The sequence below is a fragment of the Paenibacillus sp. genome (assembly GCF_031177825.1).
In the GTDB taxonomy this organism is placed as follows: Bacteria; Bacillota; Bacilli; order Paenibacillales; family YIM-B00363; genus Paenibacillus_AE.
Genome location: NZ_JAPSKE010000025.1, coordinates 69,974 through 86,353 on the forward strand (window position 1 = coordinate 69,974; position 16,380 = coordinate 86,353).

The 16,380-nt window shown below is 62.3% G+C and carries 13 protein-coding genes and 1 pseudogene; 3 read left to right on the plus strand and 11 right to left on the minus strand.

Annotated features, from left to right (window positions below; all coding sequences use genetic code 11):
• The first annotated feature begins 49 nt into the window (after nucleotides 1-49).
• Nucleotides 50-973: an ABC transporter permease gene (locus RIN49_RS22580; protein WP_309122412.1), complete on the plus strand. Its 924-nt coding sequence runs from the start codon at nucleotides 50-52 to the stop codon at nucleotides 971-973.
• Between the two features lie 20 nt (nucleotides 974-993).
• The gene (locus RIN49_RS22585) at nucleotides 994-1,872 is read left to right on the plus strand and encodes a carbohydrate ABC transporter permease (RefSeq protein ID WP_309122413.1); all 879 of its coding nucleotides are present in this window, start codon (nucleotides 994-996) and stop codon (nucleotides 1,870-1,872) included.
• 285 nt (nucleotides 1,873-2,157) lie between these two features.
• On the opposite strand, the gene RIN49_RS22590 is transcribed toward RIN49_RS22585, so the two are convergent.
• From RIN49_RS22590 to RIN49_RS22620, 7 genes are all read right to left on the minus strand, one after another.
• Nucleotides 2,158-4,170, minus strand: coding sequence for a glycoside hydrolase 5 family protein (locus RIN49_RS22590; protein ID WP_309122414.1), 2,013 nt, complete (start codon nucleotides 4,168-4,170; stop codon nucleotides 2,158-2,160).
• 76 nt (nucleotides 4,171-4,246) lie between these two features.
• Complete coding sequence (locus RIN49_RS22595; RefSeq protein ID WP_309122415.1) at nucleotides 4,247-5,974, minus strand: extracellular solute-binding protein; 1,728 nt, start codon at nucleotides 5,972-5,974, stop codon at nucleotides 4,247-4,249.
• A 105-nt stretch (nucleotides 5,975-6,079) separates the two neighbouring features.
• Nucleotides 6,080-7,780 (minus strand): hypothetical protein, encoded by a 1,701-nt coding sequence (locus tag RIN49_RS22600; protein ID WP_309122416.1) that lies wholly within the window; start codon nucleotides 7,778-7,780, stop codon nucleotides 6,080-6,082.
• Nucleotides 7,781-7,885: 105 nt separating this feature from the next.
• The gene (locus tag RIN49_RS22605; RefSeq protein ID WP_309122417.1) at nucleotides 7,886-8,659 is read right to left on the minus strand and encodes a DeoR/GlpR family DNA-binding transcription regulator; all 774 of its coding nucleotides are present in this window, start codon (nucleotides 8,657-8,659) and stop codon (nucleotides 7,886-7,888) included.
• Between the two features lie 17 nt (nucleotides 8,660-8,676).
• Nucleotides 8,677-10,149 carry a rhamnulokinase gene (gene rhaB, locus RIN49_RS22610; RefSeq protein ID WP_309122418.1) on the minus strand — a complete coding sequence of 491 codons (1,473 nt, stop codon included), beginning with the start codon at nucleotides 10,147-10,149 and terminating at the stop codon, nucleotides 8,677-8,679.
• 43 nt (nucleotides 10,150-10,192) lie between these two features.
• Nucleotides 10,193-11,479 (minus strand): L-rhamnose isomerase, encoded by a 1,287-nt coding sequence (rhaA, locus tag RIN49_RS22615; RefSeq protein WP_309122419.1) that lies wholly within the window; start codon nucleotides 11,477-11,479, stop codon nucleotides 10,193-10,195.
• Between the two features lie 24 nt (nucleotides 11,480-11,503).
• Nucleotides 11,504-13,573: a bifunctional aldolase/short-chain dehydrogenase gene (locus tag RIN49_RS22620; protein WP_309122420.1), complete on the minus strand. Its 2,070-nt coding sequence runs from the start codon at nucleotides 13,571-13,573 to the stop codon at nucleotides 11,504-11,506.
• 160 nt (nucleotides 13,574-13,733) lie between these two features.
• On the opposite strand from RIN49_RS22620, the gene RIN49_RS22625 reads away from it, so the two are divergent.
• Nucleotides 13,734-13,946, plus strand: coding sequence for a YrzA family protein (locus tag RIN49_RS22625; RefSeq protein ID WP_309122421.1), 213 nt, complete (start codon nucleotides 13,734-13,736; stop codon nucleotides 13,944-13,946).
• Between the two features lie 314 nt (nucleotides 13,947-14,260).
• Here RIN49_RS22625 and RIN49_RS22630 read toward each other — a convergent pair whose 3' ends face one another.
• From RIN49_RS22630 to RIN49_RS22645, 4 genes and pseudogenes are all read right to left on the minus strand, one after another.
• Entirely contained in the window at nucleotides 14,261-15,103 is an 843-nt protein-coding gene (locus RIN49_RS22630) for a hypothetical protein (protein ID WP_309122422.1), read from the minus strand.
• Nucleotides 15,104-15,181: 78 nt separating this feature from the next.
• Nucleotides 15,182-15,568, minus strand: coding sequence for a hypothetical protein (locus RIN49_RS22635; RefSeq protein WP_309122423.1), 387 nt, complete (start codon nucleotides 15,566-15,568; stop codon nucleotides 15,182-15,184).
• Nucleotides 15,569-15,683: 115 nt separating this feature from the next.
• Nucleotides 15,684-15,932, minus strand: a complete 249-nt coding sequence (locus RIN49_RS22640; protein WP_309122424.1) for a hypothetical protein — start codon at nucleotides 15,930-15,932, stop codon at nucleotides 15,684-15,686.
• A gap of 154 nt (nucleotides 15,933-16,086) precedes the next feature.
• Nucleotides 16,087-16,380, minus strand: a pseudogene (locus tag RIN49_RS22645) (hypothetical protein); the annotation flags it as partial.

Here is a 16,380-nt window from a genome sequence, read left to right on the forward strand (position 1 = left end):
TTCGCGTGGAAATCGGACCGGTCATTCTTCGCGAGGAGTCGATACCGCTATGCACATTCGAACGAGAGGCCCCAAGCTGCGTTGGAACTTCCGCAAAACGTGGCCGCTGCATCTGATGCTGGTTCCCGGCATCGTCTTTACGATCGTCTTCGCCTATTTGCCGATGGCCGGGATCGTCATGGCGTTCCAGGACTTCAAGCCTTGGCTCGGCTTCACGGGTTCTCCTTGGGTCGGCTGGGATCACTTCCGGTACATGTTCGAGCGGCCGGACAGCATTCAAGTCATCTGGAACACGCTCATCATCGCTTCCTTGAAGATCGTCTTCCAGCTGTTCGCTCCGTTCCTGTTCGCGCTGCTGCTGAACGAAATCCGCATCCTCGGATTCAAGCGCGCCGTACAGACGTTGGTGTATCTGCCCCACTTCCTCTCCTGGGTCATCCTCGGCGGGATCTTGCTCGATATGCTCTCTCCCGAGGCCGGCTTGGTGAATAAGGCGCTGACGGCGTTCGGGCTCGAGCCGATCTTCTTCCTCGGCAACGGCGACTGGTTCCGCGTCACGGTCGTGCTCAGCGACGTCTGGAAGGAATTCGGCTTCGGCACGATCGTCTTCCTCGCTTCGCTCGCAGGCATCAATCCCTCCCTCTACGAAGCTGCGGAGGTCGACGGCGCGAACCGGTGGAAGCAGACGGTGCACATTACGATTCCGGCCCTCGTTCCGATTACGATCGTGCTCGGCACGTTATCGCTCGGCAACATCTTGAACGCGGGCTTCGACCAGATTTTCAACCTGTACAATCCGCTCGTCTATTCGAAGGGCGACATCATCGACACGTTCGTGTACCGCATGGCGATTCTGAACGGCGAGATGAGCTTCGGCACGGCCGTCGGCCTGTTCAAGTCGTTCGTCGCGTTGGTGCTGATCGTCATCTCGTACCGTCTCGCCTACAAATTCGCCAACTATAAAATATTCTAACGAAGAGGGGGGCATGTCCGATGCGTCGGATCTCCATATCGTACCGGCTGTTCTCGTGGTTTAATTATACGTTCCTCGGCGTCGCGAGCTTGCTGTGCATCCTGCCGATGGTTCATATCTTGGCCGTTTCCTTCAGCGGCAAGGCGCCGGCCAGCGCCAATCTCGTCGGGCTGTGGCCGATCGACTTCACCGTCGACGCCTACGCGAAGACGCTCGGCAACAATAACTTCTTAAGCGCCTTATGGATCGCCGTCGAGCGGACCGCGCTCGGCACCGTCATCTCCATGGCGCTCATCTTCCTGACCGCGTACCCGCTCTCGAAGGAAGATTACACTTTCAAGGGCCGGACCGCGTACGCTTGGTTTTTCGTATTTACGATGCTGTTCAGCGGCGGGATGGTTCCGCTCTACATTTTGGTTCAGAAGCTGCACCTGATGAATACGATCTGGGCGCTCGTGCTGCCGACGGCGATCAACGTCTGGCTGCTGATCCTCATGCTGAACTTCTTCCGAACGGTGCCGAAGGAGCTGGAGGAGGCGGCCCTGATCGACGGCGCGAGCCACTTCCGCACGATGGTCAGCGTCTTCCTGCCCATCTCCCTGCCGGCCATCGCCACGCTGTCGCTGTTCAACATGGTGTTCCATTGGAATTCATGGTTCGACGGGCTGCTGTACATGACGGAATACGACCGGTATCCGCTGGCTACGTTCCTCCAGACGATTATCGTGCAGCAGGATTTCAGCAAGGTGAACGTGCGGCCGGAAGACCTAGAGAACATCGCGCAGCGTACCGTGAAGGCCGCCCAAATTTTCATCGGCGCCCTGCCGATTTTGTTGGTGTATCCGTTCCTGCAGCGGTATTTCGTCAAGGGCATCGTGCTCGGCGCGGTGAAGGAGTAAGGTTATTCGGAAAATGGCATGAAAATACCGTCAGGCGATCGCGCCTGACGGTATTTTCATGTGCAAGCGTACGCAGCATCAAAATAGGGAACAGCAAGTTTCCCTATTTGTGGTCTATCCCCGTAATCTCCCCGGATAAGGAACATCAAAGTTCCCTATTTCTCGCGAAAAGGACGTTTCGACCCGTTTCCAAGGTCTATAGGGAACTTTCGTGTTCCCTATTCGCCCCTTTTGGCCGTTCGCAGCGGATATAGGGAACTTTCGTGTTCCCTTTCCCTGTTGCCGTTAGAAGCCGACGCGCGGAATTTCCTTCGCTTCTTCGTCGTACGGCGGAACGACGCCCGAAGCGACGTCGTAGATGCGCGCATGCGTCTCGGCGACCTCGCGGATGAAGTCCTCATACGGGCGATGGCAGACGTCGACCGCGCCGATTTGGAAGTTTTCGCCGTCGAAGCGGCCGAGCAGCGCTTGATCGTTCAAGATGAAGTAGTGCACGCCGACCAACGCCGGCAGCGCCGCCGCTTGCTCCGTATAATACCGGTACGCCTTCCCTCGCTCCGCCTGCGTGGCGACCCCGCGCAGTCCCGTGGCCAACAAGCCGACGTCCGGCGCGCCGAAGTGGAATTCGCCGATCAGGACCGGCTTCCCCGTCCGTTCGGCGATCTCGCGAATGTCGTCCGCGTCCGGCTTCATCTTATAGCAGTTGATCGAGAACACGTCGAAATGTTGACTGCCTTCGTACAGCGCGGGAGACGAAATCCAAGCGTAGCGCATCCCTAAATTCAGGTGATGCGGATCGACCCGCTTGCACGCCTCCGAAGGAATGGCCGTATACGCTTCGATCATGCGCCGCGTGAAGGCTTCGAGGTCGGCTCTCGCCCGCTCCGACCGCCCCGACGCGTTCTCGATCGGCGCAAGCAGCGCGTCGAACGACGCGAAGCTCGACGCCCATGCCGCGTTGAAGTCGTCCACATTTTCCGCGTATCGCTCCTTTAAGTATCGAATCAACTCCCGCTTGCTCTCGAATCCGTCGTCCTTCTCCAGCAGCTTCTCCGCCAGATTCACCCCGTCGGCGAACGCCCAGAGCGGCTCGTTGCGCAGGAAGTATCCGATGAGGCGCCGGTCTCCCGCGAACGCCTTCAGCTGCTCCGCGAACGTCTCGGACGCCGACCGGAACTCGTCGCTGAACACGTCCGGGAAGTCCCGGAAGACGGTTCGTTCCGTCGCCGGGAAATCGCGGAGCGGATACACGTACGGGATGTCTTGGCTTGCGATAAACTCCGGACTCGACCAATTGCCGACCGTATTGAAGCCCCACCGCTTCAGCCGTCGGGCCGTGAGCTCCGCCCAACGGGGAAACCAATCGTCCCCGAACGCATGGATCAAGTTCGCGACCGCGAAGTTGAAGTACCGTCCGCGATGCAGCGGTCCGCCGTCCTCCCCGGTTCTCCAAGCGTCCTTGAAGGTTCCGCCCCCGGGAGGCAGGCTGTCGAACAGCGCTTCGATGCCGTCGACCTTCCCCGCCTCCCCCGGCTGGACGCAGTCCATCCCGAGACTGAAGAACGCGTAACCGTCGGGATCGACGAGCCACCAACGCGCGCCGTCCCGCTCCGTGCGGAAGTAGCCGGTCGCCTCGTACCGACGCTCGGCGCTTCCCCCGTACGCCGACCGGTTCGGCATCGCCGCCTCTCCCCCCGCCTCGTACTCCTCCCTCAGCGCTCGGATCATCTCCACGCGCGAGCTCGTTTTGCCGGACCACGTCTTCCGCTTATATTGACCGAGCTCGTCGACGATCGGCGTCGGCGGCACCGGGTAGTCCGGTTCCTCCGCCGCGAAATGCACGTTCTCCAGCTCGAACCGCCAACCGTCCAGCGATTCGGGCGTCCCGATCGCGAACGAACGAATGTCCCGCTGCCGCAGCCCCTCGCCGAAAATAACGGTCTTCAATCGCCCCGGCGTTCTCGGCAGAAACACGCGCTCCGAGTCGAGCGCCGCAAGGGGGAACGCGAGGCGCGTCCGCACGCCCGGCAGCGCGCCCATCAACGCGGCCAGCGAACGTTCGCCCCGCGCCTCGCCGTCTTTGAAAAACTGGAGCGCTACGCCAAGCGCCTCGTCCTTCTCGTGATAGACGTCCATCACGAGAAAGCGGGCGTCCCGGAGCGCGTCCTCGTCCGACGCGTCCACGCGAAAGAACGCATGTCCCCCGCCCGGCTCGGTCGTAAGCCGCAGCGCCGCTCCCTCCCACGCGATGTCGGCGCCCTCGCCGCGAACATACCGGTCTTTCGGATTCCAACGCATCGCCTTCTCCCCTTCCGCGAGTGTAGAACGAAACCCGGCCGACAGCGTCGACCGGGCTTTCTTAGGTGCTTAAAGATTAGTTGCCGCCTACCGACTTATACCACTCGTTAGCCTCTTGCTTGATTTGTTCTCCGCCGTTCTTCATGTAATCCTGGACGAACTTATCGAACTCCTCCAGCGGAACCTCGCCGTAGATGATTTTGGAGAACGTCTCTTTCTCCAGCTTCTCCAGGAATTCCCGCTTGCTGGACATCGTCGGGGTCGGCGTACCGGTGAACATGCTCGGCATGACGATATCCTTTTGGTCCATTACGATCTTAGCCGCTTCCAGCACCGTCGCCGGCGCCATCTCCTTCTGCAGCTTCTCGTACGGCGTCACCGCTTCTTCCCCGCGCGCGATCTTCGCGAGCGTCGTAAGCGACAGCGAAGGAATGCGCGCGCCGTCGAAGGTGAGCGTGTACTTGTTGCTGGCGAAGCCGCCTTGGCCTTCGGTCAGTGCGGTCGGCTTGCCGTCGACGATGTCCCAATCGTAGCCTTGGTGCAAGCCCAATTCATGCTCGCTGCCCGCGGTCGGGTTCGCATAGTTGTCGAACAGATAGTTCTGGTATACGAAGAACGCCTTCAACTGTTCTTCGCCGATGTCTTTGTTGAGGAGTACGACGCCGTTGGCGTTCGTCGTGCCGTGGCGCCCCGCTTTGCCGTCCGGCCCGGTCGGGATCGGATACGCCTTGTATTCGGCGCCCGGTACGTTCTTCTTCACGTCCTCGAGCGGCCAATACGGCATCCAGTGCGGCCCCGCGACGATGCCCGCTTTGCCGGCGGTGAACGCTTCCGTCGCTTTCACTTCGTCCCACAGCGCCGATTCCTTGGAGATGTAGCCCTGTTCCATCCAGCTCTTGATTCGTCCGAGACCGTCCTTCATCGCCGGGTTGATCGAGCCGTATTCGATGCCGCCTTGGCCGTCTTTATTCCACTGGTTCGGCATCGTGCCGTACGCGCCGAACACCCAGCCGGCGTCCGCCATCCACGTATTGAGCCAGTTTTTAAAGCCGATCGTGAGGCCGAACGTATCCTTCGCGCCGTTGCCGTCCGGGTCTCCGTTCGTGAACGCGTCCAACACCTTCTCCAAGTCGTCGAGCGTCTTCGGCGCTTCCAGATTCAGCTTCTTCAACCAATCCTCGCGGATGAAGAGAACCGGGTCTCCGTTGTACGCGTAATCCAAAATCGGAATGCCGTATTTTTTGCCGTCCCGCGTGTGCGGGTACCAGACGGTCGGGTCTTCGTTCATCGCGTCTTTCCACGTCTGGGAGGCGTACTTCTCGAACGCGTCGCCGACTTCCATGAACTTGCCGGAATCGATCAAGTCGTTGATGACGTCGGAGGACAGACGGTTCGGCAGCACGTCCGGGAATGGTTGGTTGGCGGACAGCGCCAAGCGCACCTTCGTCTTGAACGCGTCGTTCGTGTCGACGACGGTCCATAAATATTTAATTTCGATGCCGAGCTTCTCTTTCGCCCATCGGGTATGCACGTTGTCTTCGATCGACTCGCCGTCCTTGAACTTCACGTCGGAGCCGACGCCGCGGACGACGGTCAACGTGACGGGCGGATCGAATTTCGCGGGCAAGCCTTCGCTTTCTGCCGGAGCCGAGGCCCCCCCTCCCTCGGCGGGTTTCTCCGCCGTTGGCGGCGTCTCCGCCGGACCTTCCGACGACCCCCCGGACGATCCGCCGCCGGAACACGCGGTAATGGTAAGCGTCAAAGCCAGTAGCCATGCGAACGATTTCGAAAAGGTTCTTGCCATGTAGCTAGCCCCCCAATGAGTTAATGACTTCTACAACCGAATTGTAAGCGATTTCTCAAAGGGGAGACAGAAGAAGGTATCAACTTCCATATAACTTTATTAACTTTATCCCCAACCGAGGGGATACGGCCGTACGGTCGACGACGCCGGCTGCTCCCACACCGCGATTCGATCGCCGTCCGCCCACTGCAGCGCCGTACCCGGTCCGAGCCAGATCGCGCGAGCCGAGGCCGTATCGACGAGCCAGCTCCCTTCGGGCGTCTGAACCGCGTACCGCGTTCCGTCCGGGTGCGGCAGCACGCGTAACGCCTCCGCCGGCCAACCGACCCGCTCGTCTAAGAGACGTTGCGCCCGCTCCGGCAGCGCCGCGCCGGGAACGACGCGAATCGAACCGTCTTCCACATCGATCCGCGCCGTCGCCCCGCGATCGGCATCGTACCGCCCGACCGACACCGTTCGCCCGTCGACCCACCGGATCGGTATCGGAAAGAGGAAGCCGTCGCTATGTCCGCCGAATGTCGCCTTAGGTACGATCGTTACGCGCTCGCCGGCTTCGTTCAGCACGAGCACGTCGCCTTCGGCCGTCAGCGAATCCTCCAAGTTAACGAGCAAGGCGATGCGCCGTCCGTCTGGAGAGGTCGCGACCGACTTCACCGGCCGTTCCGATTCGTACAGCTTCGTCGCTTCGCCCGTGTCGATCTCGACCCGATACAACGTGCGGTTCCCGTGCACCGCGAAGAGGACGCTGCCGTGCAGCCGGTCGGAGAACATCGTGTCGGAGCCGTAGTCGTTGCCGAACGGCGTTCCGGGCTCCGGCCACGCAATGTCCGGAAGGTACCGCGTCGCTCCGGTTTCCAGTTCGACCAACGTCACCCTCCCGTCCGTTCCGTAAGCCGCGGCGTAATCGCCCTCGTCTCCGCTGATCGGTCCGAGCATGACGGCTTCTCCGACCTCCCGCGTCCGCTCGATTCGCCCGTCCCCATCCGCCCATCGGACGCCGCCCCATGCGTCTGCGCTTCTCAGTACGGCGGCGTTCCGCTCCGGCTGCTCCGCGACCGCGAACGTCTCGCCTTCCGCCGACGTTAAGCCGTCCAAGCGAAGCCCCACGGATGCGCCTTCCGGCAGCGCATCGAATCGAATGACGAACCGCTGCGGGTCCGACCAATGAATCTTATACCCGGGCGGCTTCTCTCCCGGCTTCAGGCCGGCGACCTGCAGCGTGTCGGCGACGGCCGCCGGCGCGGACGCCGTTCGAATGCGCCGGTTCGCTTGCACGATAACGCTGGCGCTTGCGTCGGCGGTCGCGATGTACAGGAGCGGATCCACAGCCGCGTCATACCCGAACAAGGCGCGAATCCACCCGCTCGGCACCGTCCACGCTTCCGTGGTCCCGTCTTCTAGGGTAAAATACACCTTCCCGGCGTCTCGCAGCGCATCCGTCTCGGTCATGTCGTTCAACGTAAACGTGTACGTAAACGGTTGTCCCGCTGCATCCTCGCCGTTCAGATCCACCTCATACCTCCGCCCGAGCGGCTCCGGATCATCGATATACGACGGCTTCGCCTCTCTCAGACCTTCGACCAGCCGCCCGGCGATAAACGCGTTATCGATCTGTATAACGATGGCGCCATCCGCCTCGTTCGCGACTCGAATCGAGCGGATCTCGGACGGTTCGGGGAACGAAGCCCGCTCCTCCGCATCCGACGCCCCCTCGGACGGTTCGCCCCCGCTCCGTTCGCATCCCGGCAGCGCGAGCCATAGGGCCGCCAACGCCAGGAAGAACGCCCCCGTTCGCCAAAGCTTCATCCTCTCGTCCTCCGTATCGCCTTTTTCCCAATATTATCCTGAACCCCGGCGATTGTCACTGAACAAATAAAAACCGCACCCGCCGTTTCGGCGAATGCGGTGATGTTACGACGACGAAGCCGTCAATTGCGTGACGTCGATGCCCATTTCGCGCAAGCGGGCGACGTCGCCGGCCGCGGTGCCCGCGTCCGTCACGACGCGCGTCACGCGGTCCCAGCCTGCGACGTGCGTGAACGCCTGCACCTCGAACTTCGTATGATCGGCGAGCAGCACGACCTCGTCGGCCGCCGCGATCATTCGCTGCTTCACGAGCGCCTGCAGCTCGTTCGACTCGCTGAGGCCTCGATCGAGCCGCGCGCCCTTGCACGAGAGGAACAGCCGACCGACGTGATATTGCTCCAAGGCGCGTTCCGCGAGCGGTCCGACGTAGGAGAGCGATCCCGGCGACAGAATGCCTCCGGTCGAGATGACCTGGATCTTCTCCTTGCCCGCGAGCTCCACCGCCGCCTTGATCGAGTTCGTCAGGACGGTGAGCGGCATGTCGGGGATGAGCCTCGCCATATACCAAGCCGTCGAGCTCGCGTCGAGCAAAATTCGGTCCTTCGGCCGAATCAGCTTCACCGCTTCCTCCGCGATGCGCCGCTTCTCCTCGCTGCGGACGATCTCCCGTTCGTAATACGGCACTTCCGTTCGGGTTTCCGCGAGGCTGATCGCGCCGCCGTGCGTACGAGCGAGCTTGCCTTCCGCTTCGAGCTTATCCAGATCGCGGCGGATCGTCTCTTCGGTGACGTCGCACAGCTCGCTCAGCTCGGATACGCGTATGCTCTTCCGTTCGTTGACGAGATCGACGATCCGTTGCAGTCGTTCCGCAACCAGCATCTAGCGGACCCCCTTCCTTAAGATCTTAATTTCGTAATGTCGAGAAAACGTTCGTACTCCGCCGACCACCGCTCTCCGTCGGTCGGCTCGTACGTCGCGACGCCGAACGAATCGCGCACGATGCGGCGACCCTCGGCGAGCGACGTGATGTCGCCCGCGGCGATGAGCTGCACGAGGACGTTGCCGATGGCGCTTCCTTCGGCCGGCCCCGCCCAGACGGGGCGGCGAATCGCATCGGCCGTCAAGCGGCACAGCAGCTCGTTCTGAATGCCGCCTCCGACGATGTGGAGGCCGCCGAACGTCTTCCCGGCCAGCGCCTCGGTCCGCTCCAGCACATAACGGTATTTCAGCGCGAGGCTCTCCAACACGCAGCGGATCGTCTCCGCTTCCGCGGTCGGGACGGGCTGCCCCGTCTCGCGGCAATAGGCGCGAATTTCCGCCGGCATGTCGGCCGGGCTCAGGAACCGATCGTCGTCCGGGTCGATGTACGAGACATGCCCCTTCGCTTCCGCCGCGCGTTCCGCCAGCTCGGCGAACGACCGCGAGCCGCCCGCCTTATCCCATGCGCGCTTGCACTCCTGCACGAGCCACAAGCCCATGATGTTCTTCAGCAGCCGATACGTGCCGCCGTAACCGCCTTCGTTCGTGAAATTCCACGCGAGCGCTTGCTCCGTCAACACCGGCTCGTCAAGCTCCGTGCCGAGCAGCGACCACGTGCCGCAGCTCAGGTACGCGAAGTCCGCTTCGAGCGCCGGCACGGCGGCGACCGCCGAGGCGGTGTCATGCTCGGCGACCGCGACGACCGGAATCGGTCCGACGAGCAGCTCCTCCTGCACGCGCGGCGCGAGCGGCCCGACGACCGTCCCCGGCTGCACGACGTCCGGCAGCAGCGACCGACGGACGCCGACGCCCGCGACGAGCGCCTCGTCCCACGCGCGGTCGACGGCGCCGAGCAGCTGCGTCGTCGACGCGTTCGTGTACTCGCCTTTCATGACGCCCGTAAGGAAATACCGGAGCAAATCCGGAATCATCAGCAGCTTGTCGGCTGCCGATAGCGCCGGAGAATCCGCCTTCGCGAGCGCCGCGAGCTGATACATCGTATTGAATTGCAGAAACTGCAGCCCCGTCCTCGCATAGATCGACGCTTTGCCCAGCTTCGCGAACACCTCGTCCATAACGCCGTCCGTATGACGGTCGCGGTAATGGTACGGGTTCGCGATCAGCTCCCCGTTCGCGCCGATCAGCCCGAAGTCGACGGCCCACGAATCGATGCCGATGCTGCGCACGTCGATGCCTTGCTGCCGCGCCTTCACGATGCCTTGCTTAATCTCATGATACAACCGCAGGATGTCCCAATACAACCGGCCGCCAACCTCGACCGGGTCGTTCGGGAACCGATGTACCTCCTCGACGACGAGACGGCCCTCCGTCAGCCGCCCGACGACCGCGCGTCCGCTGCTCGCGCCGAGATCGAATGCCAATACGCTCATGCCTCAGGTCACTCCTCCCCCGCGCGTCTTCACGCTCCGCTAGTTACGCCTTCGACAGCGCCTCTTGCCCGCGCGCAGGCAGGACGTCCGCTTCGTATCGCTTCACTTCCGCGAGCCACGCTTCGCGCACCGGAACGCCCTGCGTCGCGCAGTAGTAGTCCCACACGGCGCCGAACGGATACGACTTGAACTCTTCCGTCAGCGCGAGGCGCGTCGTGTAGTCGCCTTCGAGCTCGGCGGCTTTCAGCGCTTCGATCGGCTCGAGCATCGCCCGCAGCACCGCCTTGATCGTGTTGCGCGTGCCGATGACCCACGCCGCGACGCGGTTGATCGACGCGTCGAAGAAGTCGAGACCGATGTGCGTCTTGCCGAGCAGCTCGCCGCGCACCAGCTCCCGGGCGATGTCGAGCAGCTCGTCGTCCATCGTGACGACGTGGTCGCTGTCCCACCGCATCGGGCGGCTGACGTGCAGCAGGATGCCGTCCGCGAACAACGCGAGCGAGCTCAGCTTGTTCGAGATCGTCTCCGTCGGGTGGAAGTGACCCGCATCGAGGCAAATCAGCTTGTTGTTTTGCAGGCCGTAGCCCATGTAGAACTCATGGGAGCCGACGACGTACGCCTCTGAACCGATGCCGAACAGCTTGCTCTCGACCGCATCCAAGTTGTGCGCCGGGTTCAGCGGCTCCGCGAACACCTCGTCGAGCGCCGCTTTCAGCCGTCGGCGAGGCGCCATGCGGTCCGCCGGAGCGTCCTTGTAGCCGTCCGGCACCCAGACGTTCGTGACGCACGTCTGGCCGAGCTGCTCGCCGAAGTACGCGCCGATCTTCCGGGACGCCTTGCAGTGGTCGATCCAAAACTGCCGAATCGCCGGGTCCGGATGGCTCAGCGTGAAGCCGTCGTCCGACTTCGGATGCGAGAAGCACGTCGGGTTGAAGTCGAGGCCGAGACCGTTCGCCTTCGCCCACTCGACCCATGTCGCGAAATGCTTCGGCTCGAGCTGATCGAGATCCACCTTCTCGTTCGTATCGGCGTAGATCGCGTGGAGGTTCAGCTTATGTTTGCCCGGGATGAGCGAATACGCCTTCTCCAGATCCGACCGCAGCTCCGCCGGCGTGCGCGCCGCGCCCGGGTAGTTGCCGGTCGCTTGAATGCCCCCCGACAGCTCCTGATCTTGGAACAGGAAGCCGCGCACGTCGTCGCCCTGCCAGCAGTGCATGGAAATCTTGACGTCGGCCAGCCGCTTCAACACTTGGTCCGTATCGATGCCGTGCGCCGCGTACAGCTCTTTCGCCGCGGCGTACCCTTTTTCGATGGATGGTTGGATGGACATAGATGATACCCTCCTTAGGATTGGTTATCGCGTGAACGCCGCCGGCACGCCGCCGTCGATCGTCAGCATGCAGCCCGTCGTCTTCTCCGACTTCGAGGACGCGAAGAACGCGACGCCTTCGGCGATGTCTCTCGGGAAGATGTTCACGAGCAGCGTCGTGCGCTTGCGGTAGTACTCTTCGAGCTGGTCCGGCTCGATGCCGTACGCCGCGGCCCGCTCGTTGCGCCAGTTCGAGTTCCAGATCGCCGACCCTTGCAGAATCGCATCCGGAAGAATCGTGTTCACGCGGATGCCGAACTCGCCGCCTTCCGCCGCGATGCAGCGCGCCAGATGCGCTTCGAGCGCCTTCGCCGCGCTGTACGCGCTCGCGTTCTTGCCGGCGTAGATCGAGTTTTTGGAGCCGATGAACACCATCGAGCCGCCGATCGCCTGCGCCTTCATGAGCTTGAACGCTTCGCGCGCCACGAGGAAGTACCCCGTGCCGAGCACGTTCATGTTCAAATTCCATTCCTTCAGCGACGTCTGGTCGAACGGACTCGACGTCGCGAGGCCGGCGTTGTTGACGATAATGTCGACGCCGCCGTAGTTCAGCGCCGTGTAGTCGTAGGACGCCGCCACCAGCTCTTCGTTCGTCACGTCCACCTTCACCGCGATCGCGCGATGCTCGCCGTACTTCGCGTTGATCTCGTCGGCGACCTTCTGCGCGCCTTCGAGGTTCAGGTCGGCGAGCACGACGTGCGCGCCCTCGGAGACGAGGCGGCGCGCCGACTCGCTGCCGATGCCGCCCGCGCCGCCCGTGATGTAGGCGACCTTGCGGCTGAATTCCGCTTCCGGCGGAGCGAGCGTCAGCTTATACAGCTCGAGCGGCCAGTACTCGACGTTGAACGATTCGTTTTCGCTTAAGGACACGAACTTGCCGAGCGCCGTCGCGCCGCGCATGACCGCGATCGCTCTGTGGTACAGCGCGCCGCTCACTTGCGCCATCGCCCAGCTCTTGCCCGTGTTGATCATGCCGACGCCCGGGATGAGGATGACGCGCGGGGACGTCTCGGACATCTTGTCGCCTTCGTTCTTGTTCCGCTCGAAGTACGCCGCATATTCCGCTTGGTACGCCGCGATGCCGCTCTTCACCTTCTCGACGAGCGCATCGACGTCGTTCGTCGCCGGATCCCATTCGATGAAGCAAGGCGTCATCTTCGTGTGCACGAGGTGGTCCGGACAAGCCGCGCCGACCTGGGACAGCTCCGCCGCGTCGCGGCTGCCGACGAACGTCAGCACGTCGTCCGCGTCGTCGTACGTGAGCAGCATCTTGCGCTCCGCGCTGACGGCGCCGCGCACGATCGGCATGATGCGGGCGAGCACGCGCTTGCGCGCCGCTTCCGGCAGGGCGTCGTATTTCTTGCCGCCGTACAGCGTCTCGGCGTTCGCGCGCGCTTCGATGTACGCTTCCGCTTCGCCGATGATTTGCAACGTCTTCCGGTAGCTCTCTTCGGAAGTGTCGCCCCACGTGACGAGGCCGTGCTTCTCCATCAGCACGAGCTCCGCGTTCGGGTTGCTCCGGACGCCCTCGGCGATCATCTTCGACAGCGTGAAGCCCGGGCGTACGTACGGAACCCATACGAACCGGTTGCCATAGATCTCTTCGGCGATCTGGCGGCCGTTATCCGCGCAGCAGAGCGAGATGATCGCGTCCGGGTGCGTGTGGTCGACATGCTTGAACGGCAAGAACGCGTGCAGCAGCGTCTCGATCGACGCCCGCGGATGCTTCGCGTCGATCATCGTGTGCGCGAGGTACGCGACCATCTCCTCGTCCGTCATCGCATCGCGTTCGAACAGCGGACGGATGTCGTCCAGACGCAGTCCCGTGAAGTGCTTCGCCTGCATCGTCCCGAGATCCGAGCCGCTCCCCTTCACGTACATCACTTCGACGTCGCGACCTCGGAAATCCTGTACGACCGTCTTCATCGACGTGTTGCCGCCGCCCCAGTTCGCGACCGAGCGGTCCGTGCCGAGCAGGTTAGAACGATAAACGAGTTCATCCAAGCCCGGCTTTAGTTGCGAAGCTTGGTCTTGCTGCCATAAGTTTTGCGGCATGTCTAAGTACCTCCGAATTTGTTGTTTTATTTTTGAATGTGTTTGTTTTATACTAACATGACTTTGTTTTCTTTTGAACCCGTTTCCGAAAATATTTATTGTCGCCAGCGCTATGGTATACTTAAGCTTGATAGATTTCGTTCGGAGGGATTCGCAGCGTATGGGATTTATGTTGGAAAGAATCGAATCGAAGATCGAGTTTTTCGAGGCGTACGACTTGGCGACGTTAGAGAAGAAAATCGCGGAGCAGATCGAAAACAACCGCGCCTTGCTGTTGGACGTGTACGCGATCTCGCACACGACCACGTTCCATCCGCTCCATAATAAGATGCTGTATTCGGCCGTGGTGCATTTCAAGGGGAAGCAGCCCTGAGGCAGCGGGCCTTTTCTGCTGCACTTGCGCAGGCGCTTGGCGGTTGGATGCGCCGGTTGCGGCAGCCGCCTGCATAAGTGCAGTTGTTTCGCGCAAAAATCGCGTCGAACTTCCGAATAGCCGCAAAAATGCAGGTAATTCGGAGTGAACCCGCCTCGATGGGGACAAATAAATGCACTTTTGCAGGTATAGCGCCGCGGCAGGCGTACGAACGAATTAATAACTGCATTCGTGCAGGCGCTTTGTTGGTGATTGGATGCAAAAACGCTATCCCTACGCTTGAAGCAAGCGTAATGGATAGCGTTTTTTTAGCTCTACGACGACTCCGCCCGAATGCGCCCGCCTTCGCGGACGAGCCATTCGCCGGTTTCCCATTCGTTCAAAGCGGCGTCGCTCCTTACGTAGTACAGATCGAAGCGTATCGCGATCGCGTCGCGCCATGGGGAATCGACGAACGCCGAACGGAAGATGCCGTCCAAGCCGGGAATGCCGAACCCGTGCGGCCCCGGGAGCGCGGCTTCCGCCTCCTCGCGCGTCAGCGTCGTCGAGAGCGCGAATTGCAGTATCGGGAGCTTCGTCCAGCCGTCGTAGACGAGCTCGAATTTCGCCGTGCGATACGCGTCGAACGAAGCGATGTCTCCTGCGAACTCGTCCGGCGTCGACGGGAAGAGGAACGGCCAGTCCTCGCCGGGATACCGGTAGACGTTCCCCGCCCCGGCGAGCGTCTGCACCAGCCGGTTCCATGTCTCCCTCGCGACCGAAAACGTCGGCACGTTGAGGCCGGTATGGTCGACGTCGACGACGCGGCCGGACAGCAGCCGCCGAAGCGCCTCGATCGGCAGCCCCGCCGGCGCCGATGCCGTAGCCGACGCCGCCGGCGCCGCTCTTCTAGCTGCGAGCGTCCGCCGGTCGGCGAGGACGAACTCGCCGATGCGCAGGTCGATCGCCGCCTCGACGTCCAACGCGATCGCCGGCGCGGCGTAAGCGCCTTCGCGGAACGCCGTCGTCGGGAGCGCCCCCTCCGGCTTCGGCAGCAGCACCGCTTCGTCCGGCGAATCCGCCGCTCCCGCCAACACGCTGCGGAACGTCCGGTTCCATCGCCGCTCCTCCTCGGTTCCCGCCGGGAATACGAATTCGATTTGCTTGAGTCGATTCATGTTTCGCATCCTTTACCTTTCGTTTCGTTGATCATACAGCTTCCCCTACGGGCAAGGTCAAGAAGCCGCGATATGGCTTTACCCGCCGAACAACACGCACGCGAGCAGCAGCGCAACGCCGGCGCCGATCCACGTCGACGACGCGAACGACAACCGCGCGGTTCGGTGACGCCGAACGGACTCGAGGGCGCCCTCGGTACGGATCGTATGCATCTCCTTCTCCAGCTCGCCGGCGTCGTGCGCCGCCTCCTCCGGAGCGCCTGCATCTTCGAGAGACATGCGATACCCGCCGCCGCCCCCTCGTCCCAACGCGAGCAAGCCGATGACGATGAACAACACCGCGACGTAGAACGCGACATGAAACAGCGCCGCCGCCAGCGCGAAGGCGAGCGCGAACGCGACGAGCATGCCGGCGACGGCCGCGACCGCGACCGACGCCAACCACCCGAGCCATCTCCACATCATCCGAAGCCACCTTCCTCCTTGGATTAGCCCCATCATAACACGAACGGCTCGTCCCGCTCTTCTATAAAAAAAGAACGCCCGCAGGCGTTCCTTCCGGCAAGACAGTCGCCGCCCGTTACTTCGAGCGCGCGCGGCGACGATTTTTTCTGCTCTTGTAGTTGCTGACGTTCGCCATTTCGTCCGTGACCGTCACGACCGTGCAGTGCTGATAGACCGGGACGCAATGATGCTTCTTCACGATGTTGACAGGGTGCACGACCGGCACCACCGTCGGATGATAGACGTTCTGAACGACTTGCTGCGCCGGCGCCGTCATCGTCGGGCTAACCGGAGGGCAACCGTAGCAATTGTTTTGGTATGCCATGAATCCCACGCTCCTTCAGGTGATGGTTTACACCCATAGCATACGACAACAGCCCTTGTCCGGCCTGTATGTCTGTCCCCCGCCGTTCGCCCGTTCTGTGCGCTGTAAGCAAAGAGCCCCGACGGAACGTCGGGGCCCCTGCGCATCTACACGATTAATGTCCGACCGGCACCGGGGCGGACGCATCCTCGCCCTGTCCCTTCGCCGGGATTTCCATCCGCGCCTTGCCGAGCATGAACACGAAGATCAAGCCGACGAGCGGAATGAGGATCGAAATCCAGAACAGGAACGAGATCGAGCCGGCCAGCGCCGTCGTCGCGTTCGTCAGCGCCTCCGGCGGAATCGCCGCCCGCGCCTCCGGCACGACGAGCGCCCGCGGATCCGCGAATTGCGCCGCGGCCGCCGCGTCCGGGAACGCCTCCTCGATCCGCGCCTTGTAGCTCGCCTT